Origin of the sequence: Polynucleobacter sp. UB-Siik-W21 (assembly GCF_018687415.1) — a bacterium.
Classification (GTDB): domain Bacteria; phylum Pseudomonadota; class Gammaproteobacteria; order Burkholderiales; family Burkholderiaceae; genus Polynucleobacter.
In genome coordinates this window covers 866,768-884,463 of the sequence record NZ_CP061289.1, presented here as the reverse complement: position 1 = coordinate 884,463, position 17,696 = coordinate 866,768, and the positions used below count along the sequence as shown (strand labels likewise).

Genomic DNA, 17,696 nt, shown 5'->3' with positions numbered 1-17,696 from the left:
CCCTAAAATGGCTCAATTCTTACCGATTCAGGTGTAATCGATTGCATGGCATCAGCCCAAGAACTATCTGACTTTCTAAGTAGCATCGAACAGCGCGCCTTCAAGCAAGCGGTATATGCCGTGCGTGATGACGATGCCGCTTTAGATATTGTTCAGGATGCCATGATCAAGCTAGCTGAAAAATATGGTGATAGACCTGCTGCAGAACTACCGCTGGTTTTTACTAGAATCTTGCAAAATCGGATTCATGACTGGTTTCGACGCCAAAAGGTTCGCAATACCTGGGTCACCCTGTTTTCCAATATGGGCAAAAAAACAGATGAAAACGATGATTTTGACCCTTTAGAGTCCCTTTCTGCTCCTGACGACAGCGAAATTCACCAAGATGGGGCTCAAAAACTAGAACAGAGTCAGCTTTTACAGGCTTTGGAGTCAGAAATTGCTAAATTACCTGTACGTCAACGAGAAGCCTTCCTGATGCGTTATTGGGATGAGCTAAGTATTACTGAAACTGCCAAAGCGATGAGTTGTAGCGAAGGCAGCGTCAAAACGCATTGTTCTAGAGCAACACAAACCTTAGCTAAAGCATTGAAATTAAAAGGAATTACCCTGTGAAACACCTTGACGAAGCCCTAAACCAGACCCAAGCCGACCAATTTGGCCGGGCCAGTGCTGCCCTTTTAACCCAAGGGGCTCAAAGCCTGCCTACTGGCATTAAAGATCGTCTTCATGCAGCTCGCATGAAAGCCTTGTCTATGCGCAAGGCTGAAAAGGTTCGTGTTCAAAAACCGGTATTCGCTGGTATTGCTGGCAACTTCTCATCCAGCTCCAATGGCATGTGGGATACCGTGAGTTGGGCTGCCCCTATGCTGGTCCTCATCTTTGGTCTGATCGGCATTGCCCAATGGCAAAACGATTCCCGGATTACTGATATTGCTGAAGTAGATGCGGCACTGCTGACGGATGATGTTCCACCAGACGCTTACGCTGATAGTGGCTTTTTAGCTTTCCTCAAGAATGGACCATTGTCCGATTCTGAAGACAGTGCCTCTCAATTATCTTCAAGTAAATAACTCGTCGCTCATTAGTTACGCTCGATGCGTCATCCATTGAAGTCAATTACTGGCAACGCCTTGGTGGTTCTTGCAGCCTTCGGCCTGCTTCTCAGCACATCTACAACCTTTGCCCAAACCTCTAGCGGCGCGCCTCATGGCAAAACGACAGCTATACAAGCTAAAAAGCCTGATGGCACATGGGATGGATTAAATCCCACCCAGCAAAAAATCCTAGCGCCACTCGAAAGCGATTGGGATTACATGCTTCCCGATAGCCGTAAGAAATGGATTTATGTTTCTAACATTTATCCCAAAATGAGCGCGCAGGACCAAGAGCGACTCCAGTCTCGGATGACTAGCTGGTCAAACTTATCGCAAAAGGATCGGCGTATAGCACGTGAAAACTATTTGGCTAGCCTGAAGTTTCCAGCTGAGAGAAAAGCAGAGGCATGGAGTGCCTATCAAAAGCTGAGTGACGAACAGAAGAAAAAATTGGCTGAAATGGAGACCAAGAAAAAACCGAAACTTATTAATGCTCCTACCCTTCAGCAACACACCATCAAGCAAGACACCACGCCTCCTCCCCCAGCAGCAAAGCCCAGAGCAGCTATTCCCACTGAAGAGAGTTCTGCGCCTGCTGGCACAGAGCCCCAATAACTGATTACGGCTGTATGACACCTGCAGAATTAAATGTTTTACCCTCGCCTCATTTTTGGCGGCGCGTTTCTTGTTGCCTCTATGAGCAACTCGTATTACTGGGTGTGATTGCTCTGACCTTTCTATTACCTAACTTAGGTCTAGGAATCATGTTTGGCGTTTCCTTACCAAGTTGGCTAACATTTCTCTACCTGTATGCCGTTCTTGGAATCTATTTTGTTTGGTATTGGACTAAGACTGGCCAAACTCTGGCGATGCAAACCTGGCGTATCCGGATGATCGGTAACGGCGGCTTTGCTTTGACGAAGCGGCAAGCATTATGGCGCTACATTTATGGCTCGCTCTGGATTATTCCTTGTGTCGTATTGCAATGGATGCTTCATCTAGAGAAATGGCAAATTATTGAAATGCTGTTTACCGTCGCTCTTTTTATATGGCCACTCAGCATTTATGTTGATCGCCGTGAACCTAGTCTGCGCCAAAGCTTTCCGGATCGGCTTGCAGGCTCAAAACTGGTAGAGCTTCCAAAGAACTTGGTAACTCTGACCTAAAGACTACTAGGCTTCTCGCAGACACTCGATCGCAGTAGCGCCTTGAATACGATTCTGAAAGCGATAGCCCGCAGCCATAGAGGCTATTACGCCAAAGGCCACGCCCATCAGTATCGCTTGAGCAAATGCATTAAATTCAATTTCCATAACAAAGCGTCCTAGTGCCCAAGCAGCCAGTCCCGCGGCAATGCCAGCTAAAAGACCAGCAGTAAAACCAATCACCAGTAATTCAATTCTGGCGATCTGTGTCAGCACTGCACGTGATGCGCCCATGGCCTTCAGTAATGCGGCATTTCGATAGCGTTCATCTTGCGTTGCTGCAATCGCGGCAATCAAAACCAAAATAGCGGCAACGATGGTGAAAGCAAATAATAAACCTAAGGCAGCAGATAATTTATTGAGCACATCTTGTATCTGCTTCAATGAAGCTGATACATCCACCAGAGTCAAATTCGGATAAGCCTGACTCAATTGAAAATCAAGCGTCTCTTTATTGGGATTTTGATAATATGAAGTAATCCAAGATTGTGGCAAAGCACTGAGTTGAGAAGGCGGCATGATCACAAAGAAGTTCACTCGCATTGATCCCCAATCGAGTTTACGCAACGAGGTAATGGGAGCGCTGATCTTTTCACCAGCTACTTCGAAGGTCATTTGGTCACCTAGCTTTAGCTTGAGTGTCTTTGCAATGCCGGTCTCTATCGATACTTGTGGACTATCTCCAGAAATCCATTTGCCAGAGACGATTCGATTACCTAGAGGCAATTGCTCCGTATACGAAAGATTAAATTCACGATCAATCAAGCGCTTGGCATTTTCTTCCGAATAATCTGCCGAAGAAATATCTCGGCCATTAAGCTCAACCAAGCGCCCTCTCACCATCGGAGAAAAATCCGGTTTAGATACTCCGCCCGCTTCAAGTGTCTGAGTAATACCTACCTTTTGATCACCCTGAATATTGATCATGAACCGGTTTGGCGCATCAACTGGGATATTGCCTTGCCAAGCATTTAATAAATCCTGCCGCAACAAGAGAATCATGAGAATGGCCATCATAGCGATACCCAAGGCGGTAATCTGCATCACTGCAAATCCCGCTCTACGTCCCATAGCTGTGATTGTGAATCGCAGTGCGAAGTTTTGCGGGTTGACTATGGATAAAAGCCAAAGTACTCCGCGAGCAGCAGCAGAGAAAATCACAATTGCTCCCGCAAAACTTAGTCCAACCCAAAGTGCCAACTTCCAATCTCGTGCAGCAACCCAAATTAAAAAAGCGCAGGTGGTAATTGCTAATAAAGCGACCCAAGCAGTAGCTAGCGTGGCTAGCTCAAACTCTTTTCGGATCAATCGCATGGGCGAGACGTTCGCTAGGCCCAGCAATGGCGGCCCCGCAAACCCAAATAATAGAACCCAAGTAAATAGGATGCTCCATAAAATAGGTCCGATTGAAATCGACGGCAAATTACCCAAAAGCAAATTACCTAATAAACCGGTAAGTATTTCTTGCACAAGATAGCCGAGCGTAGAACCCACAATTGCCGCAACCACACCCAGCGTTAGCAGAGTCTTGATTTGTTTTTTAAGGATGACAGCCCTAGTTGCACCAAAGCACTTTAAGGCTGCACAAGCATCTGCCTGACCGACCATATAACGCCTTGCTGATAATCCAATGGCGACAGCTGCAATCATGGCGGTTAGTAAAGCAATTAAAGATAAAAATTGCTCGGCTTTCTCTAGAGTTTTGCGCATGGTAGGTTGCGCGTTTTCTAAAGTTTCAATTCTCAGACCGCGAAAATTTTGTGTTTCGATATATCGGTTAGCCCACTGTTGGTAAGCGGCGATTTGATTATCGGATCCGGCTAACAACAATCGATAAGTCACTCGACTACCTAAACTAATTAAACCGGTTGACTTAAGGTCATCTAAACTCATCATCACGCGTGGTGCAAAATTCATAAACGCTGCACCGCGATCCAATTCTCGCGTTAACACTCCGGAAATCAGAAACTGACGATCACCTAAGCGCAGTGAATCACCCACTTTGGTATGTAGATTCGTTAATAACGCTGGCTCTACAAAAACAGTGCCACTTACTGGACTTAAAGTCGGAGCTTGAGAATTGACTTGCTCCACTTGCAAGGAACCACGCAATGGGTATTCTGGACTGACTGCTTTGAGAGAGGCTAACTTACTATGCTCACCGGCAGTTGCCATGCTTGGGAATACTACTGTCTGAGCAATGCGCAGTTGCCGACTTTGCGCCTCTTCTATCAATTGCGCCGGCAAAGGTTGATCAGCAGCAATGAGCAAGTCAGAGGCTAAGAGCTGGCGCGCATCAAATTCAAATGCGCGATGCATCCGATCTGCTAAAAAGCTAACGCTGGTTAAAGCACTCACAGAAATAATGAGCGCTACTAATAACCACTTCAGCTCTTTTGAGCGAAGGTCTTGTCGAATGCCCCGTAAGAAGCTAGTCAAAAAATAAATCAAACTGCCTGAATCTGGCCGCCATCAATCCGCATGACAGTGCCAGTAATAAAGGAAGCATTTTCGCTAGCTAAAAACGCTGCGGCGTCACCGTACTCTTTTGGATCACCATAACGACCCATCGGAATTTGGCGCAAACTCGCTTTGACAACTTCTTCATAAGCAATACCTTCACGTTTTGCTCTAGCCTCATCTAATTGACGCAAACGATCTGTTGCAACTCGTCCAGGCATGATGACATTGACGGTGATGCCCTCATTGGCTACTTCAGCGGCCAAGGTTTTAGACCATGCCAATAAGGCAGCTCTTAAGGTGTTTGAGATTGCGAGGTTTTTAATGGGGGCAATTGCCCCAGAGGTAGTACTCGTGATAATGCGACCCCATTTACGCTCACGCATGCCAGGCAAAACACGATCAGTAATAGCAATTAATGACAGCACCATATCGTTAAAACTCTTTTGCCACAGTGCTGGGTCTTGTCCAGCAGCGGGCGTAGGTGGAGGTCCGCCAGTGTTATTAATTAAGATATCAATCGGGCCAAGTTCCTTCTCAACCCTAGTGACCAAGCTATCAATCACAGAAGAGTCTGACAAGTCCCAATGGAGTGCTAGAGCAATGCCGCCAGCTGCCTCAATCAGCTCAACGGACTTTTGCAATCCCTCCGGACTGCGGCCTGTCACAGCAACCTTCACACCTTCGCGCGCAAGTGAAACTGCCATCGCTTGACCCAGTCCGCGGCTTGAAGCCATGACTAAAGCAACCTTACCTTTGATCCCTAAATCCATACTGTCCCCACCTATTTTGTTCTATAAAGTTCTATTTAATGCGTTAATTCAAATCTTAGTCTAAAGTCAGTTTTTGTTTTGCAACTACTTCTTTGTATACGGTGTATTCCGCCTTCATTTCTTTGGCAAAAGCTTCCGGCCCGTTAACGTTAATGATAGAGCCAGTATCCTCAATGCGCTTTTTAACTGCTGGATCGGCAGTGACCACTTTAAGGGCAGCGTAATACTTATCCACCACATCCTTCGAAATGCCTGCCGGACCCAACAATCCGTAATATGCCATGCGGTTTACTGGCGCCAAACCTACTTCAGAGAACGTTGGCACATGAGGTAATTGCGCCAAGCGCTTTGGAGCAGCAATCACAATTGGCACTAGCTTGCTATCCTTAATGAAAGGCAAAGAGGATGGTAAGTTATCAAAAATCATGGAGACTTGACCACCCACGGTGTCTGCTAATGCGGGACCTGCCCCACGATAGGGGATGTGAACAATAAACACGCCCGTTAAGCTTTTAAATAATTCTGTTTGCAGATGACCAATCCCGCCCGTACCAGAACTCGAATAAGAATACTTACCAGGGTTTGCTTTTAAGACCTCCATAAAAGTCTTGAAGTCTTTAGCAGGAAAAGCTGGATTCACGGCAATGATGTTCGGTGTCGCTGCAATATTACTTATAGCGGTGAAATCGGTAATGGGGTCGTAACCAATCCTAGAATTAATCGCTGGATTAGCTGCAGTAGTAGATACCGTTGCCATGCCGATGGTATAACCATCCTTGGGTGCGCGCATGACTTCAAGCGCGCCTACAGATCCTCCGCCACCGGCTTTGTTCTCGACAATCACCGGCTGACCTAATTGACGACCCAGCGCATCACCGACTGCACGCGCAATGATGTCGGTACTGCCACCTGGAGCGAAAGGAACTATCAGGCGTATTGGCTTATTAGGGAAAGTTTGTGCTTGAGCACCTGAAAATAAGCACAAGCTAAAAAATAAAGCTGCAAAGACGTTTTGCAGTATGACTCTCAACGGGATGAATTTCATTAACTTACTGTCCTATCGGTTTCGGTAGCTTGCCAGCATATTGATAGAGCTGTTCTTCGTACTGTTTGAAAATTTCAGCAAGGGCTTGTTGCTGACCCAATACAAGCGCTTCAGGAGTATTGTCTTTGAGAGGAATGCGCTTGGTGTAGCGATTTGCACCAATCAAGGGATTGGTTTTACTGCCATTGATTACAGTCAAAAAGAATTCCACGCTAACTACTGCTTCAGGTCTTACACGATAGTCGCCATAAAACTCGTTCACACTCGTTTGTAATGTGTAGTACGGGAAAAAACTATTGCCCTGTCCTACTGCTGCAGCAAAAATATTGGCATTGTTAAGCCATTGACGTTCGGCATTACCAATCATCTCCGATGGAATGGTTGAGTAAGTATTGTAAAAATCTTTCTCATAGCGCTGATCACCCAAACGATAAACCAAAGACTTGCCATCATATGGAGCAGCAACAGAGACTGCCCCTACTTTAAGCCAAAAATCTGTTCTAGCCTGACGTGGTACACCAGTTCTCTCGGGCGAAACCATCCAGCTAGTGGGAGTGACAGGAGCCCTACTTGGTAAAGAACAAGCAGTTAGGCTAAGGGCAACAGCAATCAGAAAAATGCGCTTCATCATTTTTGAACTCCAGACTGGCCTTGAGTCCCATTCATGGGTAAGGAAATTTTTGCGGGAGGCTCGCCCCATATCAAGCTTGACGGTGATTGACTGGCAATGCGAGAAAACTCATTTAGCTGCTCGCTAGTCTGCTTGAGATTCTCAATAGTCAATTGCGTATCACCCTGCATGCTGGTAACTGTTTGGCGTAAGGCAACCATGGTTCCCACTAACTCACGCATGAGGATATTAAGCTCATCCTTATCGGTCACCTTAGCAATCCGCTCAAGGATCACGTTCATGTCTTTCACAGAGCGGACTAATCCTTGATTGTCTTTACCGTCACCCGCCATTAATGTATTGAGATTACCTAACAGAGCGTCAAATTTTTGTTGTGTACCATCAATATTGATCTGGTTCATGGCATCAATCAGCCTTTGAATACCGCCAATGATTTGATCTGCCTGATTAGGCAAGGAAGGAATCACAGGATACTCTGGCTTCCATTTGTAAGGCAAAGGCGGGAATGTGTCTACGTTTGGTGTGAAATTAAATTCAATGTAGTTCACACCAGTAATGCCTTGCGACTTTACCTGGGCACGTAAACTGTTTTTGACAAACTCCTTAATCAGATCCTCGTTGACCATTTCACCAAAGATCTGCATGCGGACGACGACATATTGCAGGCGATCATGAAAAGGCACTTCCTTTTCGTAAAGATCCCCAGATAAACCAATAAAAGTAACCTGGCCGATCTTAACCCCTCTAAATCTCACTGGAGCACCAGTATCCAGACCTGTTACCGACTGTTTAATATAAGTCTCAATGGTGAAAGACTTTTTGAAAATTTGGCCTGAACCAAAAATCAAAATCACGGTGAGGAGCACGCCGATGGCGCCAAGCACAAAAACGCCTAAGCGGAAATAATTAGGATTGGAGTTATTACTCATGCTGCGTCCTTAGTCGTAATGCGATTAAAGAATTGATGCACGCGAGGATCGGTGCTGGTATCACGTAATACTTTTGGGTCACCTTCGGCAATGATGCCTTTCGCGGCTTTATCCAGCATGATCACCTTATCTGCAATGGCATAAATACTAGCCAATTCATGCGATACGATAACAAAGGTAATGCCAAGGTTTTTAGATAGATCCATAATAGTTTGATCTAAATCCGCCGAAGTAATTGGATCGAGACCGGCTGATGGCTCATCCAAAAAAAGTATCTTAGGATCAAGTGCCATGGCTCGCGCGATCGCTGCTCGCTTTTGCATACCGCCACTAATCTCGCTAGGCATGTAAGTCTCATAAGGCAGCAATCCAACCAGATCTAATTTACACCGCGCCAAAAGATTCATTTGGTCTTGCGTTAATTGGGTATATTCCTGCATGAATAATGTGACGTTATCAAGCAGGTTCATCGAACCAAATAAAGCGCCTTGTTGATACATCACCCCAAAGCTCGTCATGATTTTTTGGCGATCAGCACCCTGCGCTGCAGTGATATTTTGCCCTTCAATCAACACGTCACCTGACAAGGGCTGATATAAACCAAAGAGATTCTTAAGAAGACTAGATTTGCCGCAGCCTGAGCCACCCAAAATCACAAAAATCTCGCCGTTATTCACGGTGAAGTTGAGATCTTTCATTAATACATTAGAGCCATAGCCGACGGTCAGGTTTTGGACATCAATAGCATAAGAGCTCTTTGAAGTGGTCGCTGGTGCGTTCATCAGAAACCTGTCTTATACGAGATAAAAGCAAAAATACCGTCAACCAAGACGATCATCACAATACTACTCACTACCGCGCGCGTGGCTGAGATACCAACTGCTGCTGCACCAGTGCCTGTTTGCATGCCCCTCAGACATCCCATCGCAGAGACCACCACACCAAATAAAGTAGCCTTAATCAGTCCTGAAAGAATATCTTCTACATCAATGGCGCTCAACATGCCATTATAAAAATTAATAAAGGGGATGCCATATATCAACATCGTTAACATCGACGCAAAGATGCTCACGATATCGGCAAAGAGTGTCAATATCGGCGCGACTAAAATACCAGCGAGTACTCTTGGAACTACCAAGAAACGAATTGGACTGAGTCCACCCGATACCAAAGCATCGACTTCGCTATTGACTGTCATCGTGCCAATCTCAGCAGCAAATGCTGCAGAGGATCGACCTGCTAACAAGATTGCGGTGATTAAAGGACCCATTTCACGGACGATTCCTAATGCCGCCAAGGGACCTACAAAAGAGGTGGCGCCAAACTGCTCCATGCCAATCGCAGCCTGAAAAGAAAGGATGACACCAATCAGGAAGGCCACCAGCCCCACAATAGGTAGCGCAGCAACACCCGCCTCAACAGCAGCATTTACAAAATCGCCCCAGCGCACTTGTTTGATATGACGTATGGACCAAACCAAATCAGCAGCAAGGTGACCGGTAAACGTGATAAGCCCACGTGCATCATCAATAATATTATGTGCAGCTACACCAGTGCTAACAATGAAACTTCGTTTTGGCTTAACTACTGGAACTGGAAATAAATGAGAGATCGGATCAAACTCATTGAGCAGGGGTTGGTAACGAGAGTCTAATCCGACTAAATCAAACTGTGCACCGGCTTTTTGTTGCGCCTCTTCAATTCCAATCAAAAAAGCAATGCCCGCACCATCTAATGAGATGACTTGTGATGCATCAAAGGTCAATGTTGCCGTTTTGATATTGGCTGGAGAGATTTGCGCTAACCAAGCGTTTTGCGCCGAGCGCATCTGAGTCCATACACCACCTAAGCTATAGACATTGACTATGCCACTAAGCACAATCTTGGCACAAGAAGAATCAATTTGTGACCAGACTGCCACTGGAGTGCTGGATGCTACAGAAACAGTGGAAATAGTGTCAGAAACGCTCATTTAGAGACTATAAGGTATCTAGAGGAAAGCTTTGTGAATTGCGCCAAAATGAAAAAGGGCCCAGTTTTTCAACTAGGCCCCTATATGAGGTGGTGCGGCTGGCAGGAATTGAACCCACGACCCCTTGGTTCGTAGCCAAGTACTCTATCCAGCTGAGCTACAGCCGCAACAGCCATAATTATGCCATGGAAGAGAAGAACTACATTACCCCAGCCGGTCACGAGCGGATCAAAGCCGAGCTATTGCAGCTCTTAAACCTTGATAGGCCGGAGGTTGTTAAGGTGGTCCACTGGGCAGCAAGTAACGGCGACCGCTCAGAAAACGGGGACTATATCTATGGAAAAAAGCGACTACGGGAGATCGATCGGCGGATTCGTTTCTTAAACAAACGGCTTGAATTTGCCGTAGTAGTCGACAATTCTGCTCGAAAATCCGGTGATGCGGATGCCGAACAGATTTTCTTTGGAGCAAGCGTGACGTACTCACCGCTGGAAGGTAAAGATGTCGGCAAAGAAACTACGATCACCATCGTTGGTGTTGATGAAGTTGATTTAGAGAAAAATCATGTCAGTTGGGTTTCGCCGATTGCTCAGGCACTGATTAAAGCCAGGCTTGGTGACTGTGTCTCGATTCAAACACCTAATGGTCATGCTGAAATAGAAATCCTAGACGTGCAATATCTCTAGGTGAACTTTTTAAAGTGCGCGAGTACGGGTAACGCGCATGACATCAGGATTAGCCCGTAAACTGCGCATGACTTTAGATAAGTGCAGTCGATCATAAACTTGGATCGTAAAGCGAATGGTGACCGAGTCTTCCTTGAAGCGATCATCCATAGATACATTCATGATGTTGGAATCTGCAGAAGTCACGCTACTAGCCACCCGGGCCAATACCCCCTTACCTTGGCGCGTATCAATTGCTAAGTCAACTTCAAACTCCCGATTGAGTTCTTTACTCCACTCGACTTCCACCCACTTATCACCGTCTTTAGATAACATCCGTAAGGCAATAGGACAGTCATTAATATGCACTTGCAAACCTTCGCCTTTGCCAAGGTAACCAATAATATTGTCGCCAGGAATAGGATGGCAGCAGGATTGAAAACTAATCGAGTTACCTTCGCGACCATCGACTAGGATTGCTTGAAGCTGATGATGGTGTGTTTCTTGATGGGGGGCCACCCAATCTACCGCACCAAGACGCATCTGCTCGCCGCCACCCTCGTCATCCACCAAAATTTTGAGACGAATCGCCAGCTCTTGGGGCGAGCGACGACCCAAAGCAATATTGACGCAGGCTTCCTCACGTGTTTTATCGCCTGTCCAATGCATGAGCTTCTCCCAAACCTCAGGACTCAGCAATCCAGCATCTACTCCTTGTTGACGCAAACTATTTGCAAGCAATCTTTCGCCCAACTGGAGAGATTCTGAGTAGTGCTTAGTTTTGAGTGAATGGCGAATCGAAGCACGCGCTTTACCGGTACGAACAAATGCTAACCAACCTGGATTAGGTTGAGAATTGGCTGAGGTCACCACCTCAATGATGTCGCCATTCTTAAGTTCACTTCGTAGTGGTAATTGCAAGCCATTGATTTTGACTGCTACACAAGTATTGCCTACATCGCTATGAATAGAGTAAGCAAAGTCTAAGGCAGTTGCACCCCGCGGGAGCGCACGAATTTGCCCTTTTGGTGTGAATACATAAACTGCATCAGGGAATAAATCAATCTTGACGTGTTCTAAGAATTCTTGAGAGTCGCCGCTACTATCCTGAATATCAATCAGGGACTGTAACCATTGGTGAGCGCGATTTTGTACCTCGCTCATATCGGGAGAGCCATCTTTATAAGCCCAGTGAGCCGCGACACCTGCTTCTGCTACAGCATGCATATCGGTTGTACGTATCTGAAACTCTACCGGTACACCAGATGGGCCGAGCAAGGTGGTATGCAAAGATTGATAGCCATTCAATTTTGGAATCGCAATGTAATCCTTGAATTTGCCAGGCATGGGCTTATATAGCGAATGTAGGATTCCGAGCGCACGATAACACTCATCAATACTGCTCACAGTGACACGGAATGCATAGACATCTAAAACTTGGGAGAAGCTCACATGCTTACTACGCATCTTGTTATAGATACTATATAAAGTCTTCTCACGGCCTCGAAGATCAACGTCTAAGTTTGCTTTTGCAAAAGCCATACGAGAGGTCTGCAAAATCTTTTCAACCATTTCTTTACGGTTACCTCGGGCACGTTTAACAGCACCCTCAATGACACGAAAGCGCATCGGCATGGAATAACGAAAGCTAAGATCTTGCAAATCTCGATAGATAATATTTAAACCAAGACGGTGAGCAATCGGCGCATAAATCTCAATGGTCTCAGCGGCTACCCTACGGCGCTTTTCCATCGGTACAGCGTCTAGGGTGCGCATATTGTGGGTGCGGTCGGCCAACTTCACCAAAATCACACGGACATCGCGCGCCATCGCCATGAACATTTTACGGAAACTCTCCGCTTGCGCTTCTGCATGACTCTGAAACTCGAGCTTATCGAGTTTGGTAAGACCTTCAACCAGCTCTGCAACTTTGGTGCCAAACTTTTCCACCAGATCTGCTTTAGTACTACCCGTATCTTCAATCACATCATGCAAGAGCGCAGCCATGATCGAGGGCGCATCTAAACGCCATGTAGCACAAAGCTCTGCTACCGCTACTGGATGAGTAATGTATGGCTCACCACTATGACGGTATTGACCTAAGTGAGCCGCATCAGAAAACTGAAAGGCTTTTTTAACTTGCGTGATTTCTTCAGGCTTGAGATAACTCAACTTAGAGAGCAGACCCTCAATCGATACAACTTGATGCTTTAGAGGAAGACTCGGTGCAGAAGTAGGCCCGAATAAATGGCGGCTAGATTGCGCCAATAAACTCGCTATAACGGACTTCTTACCGTTTTGATTGCTGGCAATAATGGGTGTATCTGATGGGGTACTTAAAAGATCTACAGGAAGATCAGTTTGCACTACCCCTAAGGAGACCTCATTGGGCGAGACCCCTCCTACTAATTCCGATGTCTTGGTCGTTCCTAAAGGGAGCTCCACACCGGAACTCCTTTATTACAAAGGAACTTTGGTCAACATGTCACGGTCAGTTACACCAGCGGCTACTTCACGCAAAGCAACAACCGTAGCTTTATCTCTGGACTCAACACGTGGGGAGTGACCTTGAACTAATTGACGTGCGCGATAGGTCGCAGCCAATACCAGTTCAAAACGATTAGGAATGGTTTTAAGGCAATCTTCTACAGTAATACGGGCCATGCTGAACTCACTTAATTTAGCTTCAATACCTATAGGATAACTGATTAGACCCCAAGGCGCCTTAAAAGAGCTGGATTTCGAGCCATACTGGGTCCAGAACGAAGGCGACTGGAGGCCAAAATATGTTTTAGGTCAATCAGGGCCTGGTCAAAAGAATCATTCACCACAATGTAATCTGCCTCGTGGGCATGTATTAGCTCTATATGCGCTGCTGCTAAACGCCTCTGAATCGTCGCTTCATCATCTTGCCCTCTTTTGCGTAAACGCTCTTCTAAAGCTTCTATCGAGGGCGGAAAAATAAAGATCCACTGTACAGAGGGAATCAGTTTTCGAATCTGTTGCGCCCCCTGCCAATCAATCTCCAGCATGACATCGCTACCAGCTTGCATTTGAGATTCAATCCAAGGTTTTGAAGTTCCATAAAAATGGCCATGCACTTCTGCCCATTCTAAAAAGTGACCTTGATCTCTTTCAGCAATGAACTCTTCGTTAGTAGCAAATCGATAATCTTTACCGTCGACTTCACCAGGCCTTGGTGCGCGGGTTGTAGTGGATAAAGAAAGCTTGAGACCTGTATCTTCTTTTAGTAGAGCATTTACTAAAGATGACTTGCCTGCGCCAGAGGGCGCAACAATCATGAGCATGCTGCCTTGATAAGAAGGGGTCAAAATAGAATTAGTCATCAATCAATGGTATGGATTACGAATTATTCATTATTCTAGATTTTGCACTTGCTCGCGCATTTGCTCAATCAACAGTTTGAGCTCTAAAGCAGCTTGGGTACATTCCTCCGAAACAGACTTAGAACTTAAGGTATTCGCCTCACGATTAAGTTCTTGCATCAGAAAATCCAAACGCTTACCAACCGGACCCTTACCAGCCAAAGCAGTATCAACTGCTTGCAGATGAGTCTTGAGTCTTGCAAACTCTTCAGCAATATCAATTCGCACCGCATAGAGAACGACCTCTTGTCGAATACGCTCCATGAGCTCAGTACCAGACTTAGCTTGTTCTTGGGCAGCTAATGCTTCAGATAGGCGTTCGGTTAGCTTTTCTTGATACTGAGAAACGTATTCTGGAACCTTGGGTTCAATTACCTTCACGATCTCGCGCATCTTGCTAGTGATATTGGTTAGCACACCAACCAGCGCTTTACCTTCAGAGTTGCGACTTTCTATCAGCGCCTCTAAGGCAGCACGACCCGCCTCCACCGTTGCAGCAATCCAACCTTCTTCTTCACCTCGTGGCTCTGAAACAATGCCTGGCCAGCGCAGGACTTCGGCAATACTAAGCTCTTGGGCTTTCGGAAATGCTTCCTGGGCTTTCTCTTGGAGGGTGTAGAGTGCATCCAGGCGATCTTGCTGAAGCGCCCCTAGCGCATGAGGATTACTCTTAGCCGCACCAGCAGCACCGCTATTGACTCGCCATGCTGCCCGAAACTCTACCTTGCCCCGAGAAAGACTATGGGTCGCCATTTCACGTAAGGCAGGTTCAGCTCCTCGGCACTCATCCGGAAGACGAAAGCCTAAATCCAGAAAGCGGCTGTTTACAGCCCGACATTCCACCTGCAGATCAGCCACAACGCCAGCCCCTAGGGAGACTTGGCGAGAAGCGCTGCCATAACCAGTCATGCTCGATATCATATGGACATTGTAGATTCTTTATAGCCACTTTAGGACAAACCCATGAGCAGCCCATATTCAGCCAATATCTCTCGTCCCAGCGGGCGTAAGCCCAAAGACTTGCGCCCTGTCACGATCTCTAGAAGCTTTACCAAGCATGCTGAAGGTTCTGTGCTGATTGCCTTTGGTGATACCAAGGTTTTGTGTACTGCCAGCATTCTCGATAAAGTGCCGCCCCACAAACGTGGCTCAGGTGAAGGCTGGGTCACAGCAGAGTACGGCATGCTGCCTCGATCCACTCATACTCGCAGCGATCGTGAAGCAGCCCGCGGCAAACAATCGGGTCGTACTCAAGAAATCCAGCGTCTCATCGGTCGCGCCATGCGCAGCATCTTTAATTTAGAAATCTTGGGTGAACGTACCATCCATTTAGATTGCGATGTTTTGCAAGCCGATGGTGGTACCCGTACCGCTTCTATCACTGGCGCTTATGTAGCTGCGCGTGATGCCATCAATCAATTACTCAAAAGTGGTGCACTCACTCAAGACCCCATCATCGATAGCGTAGCCGCAATTTCCGTTGGCATCTATCAAGGCGTTCCCGTCTTGGATTTAGATTACCCAGAGGATTCTTCTTGTGATACCGATATGAATGTGGTCATGACCGGTAAAGGCGGCATGATTGAGGTACAAGGTACTGCAGAGGGCGCAGCATTCTCTAGAAGTGAACTGACTGCCCTATTAGATTTAGCGGAGCAAGGCATTCAAGAGCTGACTCAATTACAGATTGATGCATTGAAATGAATAGAGAATAAACAAGCATGGTCCAAAAGCTGGTTCTCGCGTCCAATAACGCTGGCAAGGTTCGGGAGTTTCAGGAACTTCTTGCGCCCTTAAATTTCCAAGTCATTCCCCAAGGCGAATTGGGTATCCCTTCTGCAGAAGAACCTCATCACACTTTTATAGAGAATGCGCTTGCTAAAGCACGTCATGCTAGCGCAGCTAGCGGTCTGCCGGCATTGGCTGATGACTCTGGCATTTGCGCACATGCATTAAATGGTCAACCTGGCGTTTTATCAGCGCGTTTCGCTGGAGAGCCAGCGAATGATGCTGCTAATAATCAAAAGTTAATTCAGGAATTAAAGGGGCAAATCAATCGCGGCGCACATTATGTTTGCGCTTTAGTATTTGTCATCAGCGCTGATGATCCAGAACCCATGATCGTACAAACGCGGTGGTATGGAACATTAATTGACGATCCAAAAGGTACTAATGGCTTTGGCTATGATCCGTATTTCTTTCTGCCAGAATTAGGCCTTACAGCCGCAGAGTTGGAACCCGAGAAGAAGAATGCCATTAGCCATCGTGGTCAAGCCTTGCGCGAGCTGATTATTCAATTGCAGACTCGATCTAGCCGTGCCTAAGTTGCAAGCCAATGCTGTTTCGCTAACAGCACTTCCTCCTTTATCCCTCTATATCCACTTCCCTTGGTGTGAAAAGAAGTGTCCTTATTGCGATTTCAACTCTCATCAGATTAAAGGAGGGTCCGGCAATATGTCTGGCTTTGATGAGCAGCGCTACATCAAAGCATTGATTGCCGATCTAGAAACTGAGCTTCCCAATATATGGGGTCGACAAGTACACAGCATTTTTATTGGCGGAGGTACACCCAGCCTCTTATCACCCGAAGGTATGGATGAATTACTCTCTGCCATTCGTGCTCGCATCAATTTAGATGCAGATGCTGAGATCACGATGGAGGCCAATCCTGGATCAATTGAGGCTAATAAGTTTGCCGCTTTTGCGAAGTGTGGCATCAACCGAGTATCTATAGGTATACAAAGTTTTAAAGATGAACAACTCAAGGCTTTGGGGCGCATACACAATGGCGAAGAAGCTAAACGGGCTATTCAGATTGCTTTAGATAACTTCAAATCGGTCAACCTAGACCTGATGTATGGCTTACCCAATCAAAGTCTCGAGGCTGCAAAGGCTGACGTAGAGACTGCCCTATCCTTCAAGACACCTCATTTATCTTTTTACAATCTCACACTAGAGCCTAATACTTACTTCGCTAGCTTTCCGCCAAAGCTACCCAATGATGATGAAATTGATGCCATCTTTGAACAGAATCTCGATCTACTAGCTAAGGCTGGCTACAAGCGCTACGAAGTTTCTGCTTATGCCAAGAAGGATCAAGAGTGCAAACACAATCTCAATTATTGGCGCTTTGGTGACTACATTGGCATTGGTGCTGGCGCCCATGGAAAAATTTCTTTCCCAGGCAAAATTACCCGTCAAGTAAGAGAGCGTCATCCAGATACCTATATGTCTGCCATGGAAGACAAAGGCAATGCCTTGATTGAATCCAAGGAGATTGAGGCTAAAGATCTACCTTTTGAATTTATGCTCAACACCCTGCGCTTGACCGATGGTGTTGACACCAATACCTTTAGTGAGCGCACTGGTCTGCCTTTAAGCGTCATTAGCAAAGGCTTAGCCGAAGCAAGCAAAAAAGGCTTGTTGGATGAGAACCCCAGCAAGCTCAAAGCCTCAGCATTAGGCTTGCGCTACTTAAATAATCTGCAAGAGGTATTTTTAGATTGAGCTGATTTGCTCATCTGACTTACATT

At 46.3% G+C, this 17,696-nt stretch carries 19 protein-coding genes and 1 tRNA gene; 8 read left to right on the top strand and 12 right to left on the bottom strand.

The genetic code is table 11. The features are described 5' to 3' along the window. Positions 1-45: 45 nt before the first annotated feature. The 4 genes from C2756_RS04590 to C2756_RS04575 are packed head-to-tail and all read left to right on the top strand — an operon-like array spanning position 46 to position 2,263. Complete coding sequence (locus C2756_RS04590; protein WP_215296941.1) at positions 46-615, top strand: RNA polymerase sigma factor; 570 nt, start codon at positions 46-48, stop codon at positions 613-615. Continuing rightward, complete coding sequence (locus C2756_RS04585; protein ID WP_215320390.1) at positions 612-1,073, top strand: DUF3619 family protein; 462 nt, start codon at positions 612-614, stop codon at positions 1,071-1,073. Before C2756_RS04590 ends, C2756_RS04585 begins: the two co-directional genes overlap by 4 nt. A 24-nt stretch (positions 1,074-1,097) precedes the next feature. Next, positions 1,098-1,712, top strand: coding sequence for a DUF3106 domain-containing protein (locus C2756_RS04580; RefSeq protein WP_215320388.1), 615 nt, complete (start codon positions 1,098-1,100; stop codon positions 1,710-1,712). 14 nt (positions 1,713-1,726) lie between these two features. Beyond that, positions 1,727-2,263 carry an RDD family protein gene (locus C2756_RS04575; RefSeq protein WP_215320386.1) on the top strand — a complete coding sequence of 179 codons (537 nt, stop codon included), beginning with the start codon at positions 1,727-1,729 and terminating at the stop codon, positions 2,261-2,263. Between the two features lie 6 nt (positions 2,264-2,269). On the opposite strand, the gene C2756_RS04570 is transcribed toward C2756_RS04575, so the two are convergent. The 8 genes from C2756_RS04570 to C2756_RS04535 form a co-directional block, all read right to left on the bottom strand. Beyond that, the gene (locus C2756_RS04570) at positions 2,270-4,741 is read right to left on the bottom strand and encodes an ABC transporter permease (RefSeq protein ID WP_251372119.1); all 2,472 of its coding nucleotides are present in this window, start codon (positions 4,739-4,741) and stop codon (positions 2,270-2,272) included. Between the two features lie 8 nt (positions 4,742-4,749). Further along, complete coding sequence (locus C2756_RS04565; protein WP_215320382.1) at positions 4,750-5,535, bottom strand: SDR family oxidoreductase; 786 nt, start codon at positions 5,533-5,535, stop codon at positions 4,750-4,752. A gap of 55 nt (positions 5,536-5,590) precedes the next feature. Continuing rightward, positions 5,591-6,580, bottom strand: a complete 990-nt coding sequence (locus C2756_RS04560) for a tripartite tricarboxylate transporter substrate binding protein BugE (protein WP_251372118.1) — start codon at positions 6,578-6,580, stop codon at positions 5,591-5,593. A gap of 4 nt (positions 6,581-6,584) precedes the next feature. Continuing rightward, the gene (locus C2756_RS04555; RefSeq protein WP_215320379.1) at positions 6,585-7,211 is read right to left on the bottom strand and encodes a membrane integrity-associated transporter subunit PqiC; all 627 of its coding nucleotides are present in this window, start codon (positions 7,209-7,211) and stop codon (positions 6,585-6,587) included. Next, positions 7,208-8,140 (bottom strand): MlaD family protein, encoded by a 933-nt coding sequence (locus C2756_RS04550; RefSeq protein WP_215320377.1) that lies wholly within the window; start codon positions 8,138-8,140, stop codon positions 7,208-7,210. The genes C2756_RS04555 and C2756_RS04550 overlap by 4 nt, the downstream gene beginning before the upstream one ends. Beyond that, positions 8,137-8,922, bottom strand: coding sequence for an ABC transporter ATP-binding protein (locus tag C2756_RS04545; protein ID WP_215320374.1), 786 nt, complete (start codon positions 8,920-8,922; stop codon positions 8,137-8,139). Before C2756_RS04545 ends, C2756_RS04550 begins: the two co-directional genes overlap by 4 nt. Continuing rightward, the gene (locus C2756_RS04540; RefSeq protein WP_215320371.1) at positions 8,922-10,112 is read right to left on the bottom strand and encodes an ABC transporter permease; all 1,191 of its coding nucleotides are present in this window, start codon (positions 10,110-10,112) and stop codon (positions 8,922-8,924) included. The genes C2756_RS04545 and C2756_RS04540 overlap by 1 nt, the downstream gene beginning before the upstream one ends. 90 nt (positions 10,113-10,202) lie before the next feature. Then, positions 10,203-10,279 (bottom strand) — tRNA-Arg (locus tag C2756_RS04535). A gap of 18 nt (positions 10,280-10,297) precedes the next feature. On the opposite strand from C2756_RS04535, the gene greB reads away from it, so the two are divergent. Then, positions 10,298-10,798 carry a transcription elongation factor GreB gene (gene greB / locus C2756_RS04530; RefSeq protein WP_215320369.1) on the top strand — a complete coding sequence of 167 codons (501 nt, stop codon included), beginning with the start codon at positions 10,298-10,300 and terminating at the stop codon, positions 10,796-10,798. A gap of 9 nt (positions 10,799-10,807) precedes the next feature. Here greB and C2756_RS04525 read toward each other — a convergent pair whose 3' ends face one another. Genes C2756_RS04525 through C2756_RS04510 form a run of 4 tightly spaced genes read right to left on the bottom strand, consistent with a single transcriptional unit; the run spans position 10,808 to position 15,084 of the window. Next, entirely contained in the window at positions 10,808-13,222 is a 2,415-nt protein-coding gene (locus tag C2756_RS04525) for a bifunctional (p)ppGpp synthetase/guanosine-3',5'-bis(diphosphate) 3'-pyrophosphohydrolase (protein WP_215320368.1), read from the bottom strand. Positions 13,223-13,237: 15 nt separating this feature from the next. Continuing rightward, complete coding sequence (rpoZ, locus tag C2756_RS04520) at positions 13,238-13,441, bottom strand: DNA-directed RNA polymerase subunit omega (RefSeq protein WP_011902918.1); 204 nt, start codon at positions 13,439-13,441, stop codon at positions 13,238-13,240. A gap of 44 nt (positions 13,442-13,485) precedes the next feature. Continuing rightward, complete coding sequence (gene gmk / locus C2756_RS04515) at positions 13,486-14,124, bottom strand: guanylate kinase (RefSeq protein WP_215320366.1); 639 nt, start codon at positions 14,122-14,124, stop codon at positions 13,486-13,488. 30 nt (positions 14,125-14,154) lie between these two features. Beyond that, entirely contained in the window at positions 14,155-15,084 is a 930-nt protein-coding gene (locus tag C2756_RS04510; RefSeq protein ID WP_215320363.1) for a YicC/YloC family endoribonuclease, read from the bottom strand. A 42-nt stretch (positions 15,085-15,126) separates the two neighbouring features. Here C2756_RS04510 and rph point away from each other — a divergent pair, with 42 nt between their 5' ends. The 3 genes from rph to hemW are packed head-to-tail and all read left to right on the top strand — an operon-like array spanning position 15,127 to position 17,670. Then, positions 15,127-15,867 (top strand): ribonuclease PH, encoded by a 741-nt coding sequence (rph, locus tag C2756_RS04505; RefSeq protein ID WP_215320361.1) that lies wholly within the window; start codon positions 15,127-15,129, stop codon positions 15,865-15,867. A 17-nt stretch (positions 15,868-15,884) separates the two neighbouring features. After that, the gene (gene rdgB, locus C2756_RS04500) at positions 15,885-16,487 is read left to right on the top strand and encodes an RdgB/HAM1 family non-canonical purine NTP pyrophosphatase (RefSeq protein ID WP_215320359.1); all 603 of its coding nucleotides are present in this window, start codon (positions 15,885-15,887) and stop codon (positions 16,485-16,487) included. Further along, positions 16,480-17,670: a radical SAM family heme chaperone HemW gene (gene hemW, locus C2756_RS04495; RefSeq protein WP_215320357.1), complete on the top strand. Its 1,191-nt coding sequence runs from the start codon at positions 16,480-16,482 to the stop codon at positions 17,668-17,670. The genes rdgB and hemW overlap by 8 nt, the downstream gene beginning before the upstream one ends. Positions 17,671-17,696: the final 26 nt, after the last annotated feature.

Excerpts from the sequence above, each read along its gene's own strand:
- C2756_RS04590 (WP_215296941.1), top strand. The coding sequence starts at position 46 with ATGGCATCAGCCCAAGAACTATCTGACTTTCTAAGTAGCATCGAACAG.
- C2756_RS04580 (WP_215320388.1), top strand. The coding sequence starts at position 1,098 with ATGCGTCATCCATTGAAGTCAATTACTGGCAACGCCTTGGTGGTTCTT.
- C2756_RS04575 (WP_215320386.1), top strand. The coding sequence starts at position 1,727 with ATGACACCTGCAGAATTAAATGTTTTACCCTCGCCTCATTTTTGGCGG.
- C2756_RS04565 (WP_215320382.1), bottom strand. The coding sequence starts at position 5,535 with ATGGATTTAGGGATCAAAGGTAAGGTTGCTTTAGTCATGGCTTCAAGC.
- C2756_RS04560 (WP_251372118.1), bottom strand. The coding sequence starts at position 6,580 with ATGAAATTCATCCCGTTGAGAGTCATACTGCAAAACGTCTTTGCAGCT.
- C2756_RS04555 (WP_215320379.1), bottom strand. The coding sequence starts at position 7,211 with ATGATGAAGCGCATTTTTCTGATTGCTGTTGCCCTTAGCCTAACTGCT.
- C2756_RS04550 (WP_215320377.1), bottom strand. The coding sequence starts at position 8,140 with ATGAGTAATAACTCCAATCCTAATTATTTCCGCTTAGGCGTTTTTGTG.
- C2756_RS04545 (WP_215320374.1), bottom strand. The coding sequence starts at position 8,922 with ATGAACGCACCAGCGACCACTTCAAAGAGCTCTTATGCTATTGATGTC.
- C2756_RS04540 (WP_215320371.1), bottom strand. The coding sequence starts at position 10,112 with ATGAGCGTTTCTGACACTATTTCCACTGTTTCTGTAGCATCCAGCACT.
- greB (WP_215320369.1), top strand. The coding sequence starts at position 10,298 with ATGGAAGAGAAGAACTACATTACCCCAGCCGGTCACGAGCGGATCAAA.
- rpoZ (WP_011902918.1), bottom strand. The coding sequence starts at position 13,441 with ATGGCCCGTATTACTGTAGAAGATTGCCTTAAAACCATTCCTAATCGT.
- gmk (WP_215320366.1), bottom strand. The coding sequence starts at position 14,124 with ATGACTAATTCTATTTTGACCCCTTCTTATCAAGGCAGCATGCTCATG.
- C2756_RS04510 (WP_215320363.1), bottom strand. The coding sequence starts at position 15,084 with ATGATATCGAGCATGACTGGTTATGGCAGCGCTTCTCGCCAAGTCTCC.
- rph (WP_215320361.1), top strand. The coding sequence starts at position 15,127 with ATGAGCAGCCCATATTCAGCCAATATCTCTCGTCCCAGCGGGCGTAAG.
- rdgB (WP_215320359.1), top strand. The coding sequence starts at position 15,885 with ATGGTCCAAAAGCTGGTTCTCGCGTCCAATAACGCTGGCAAGGTTCGG.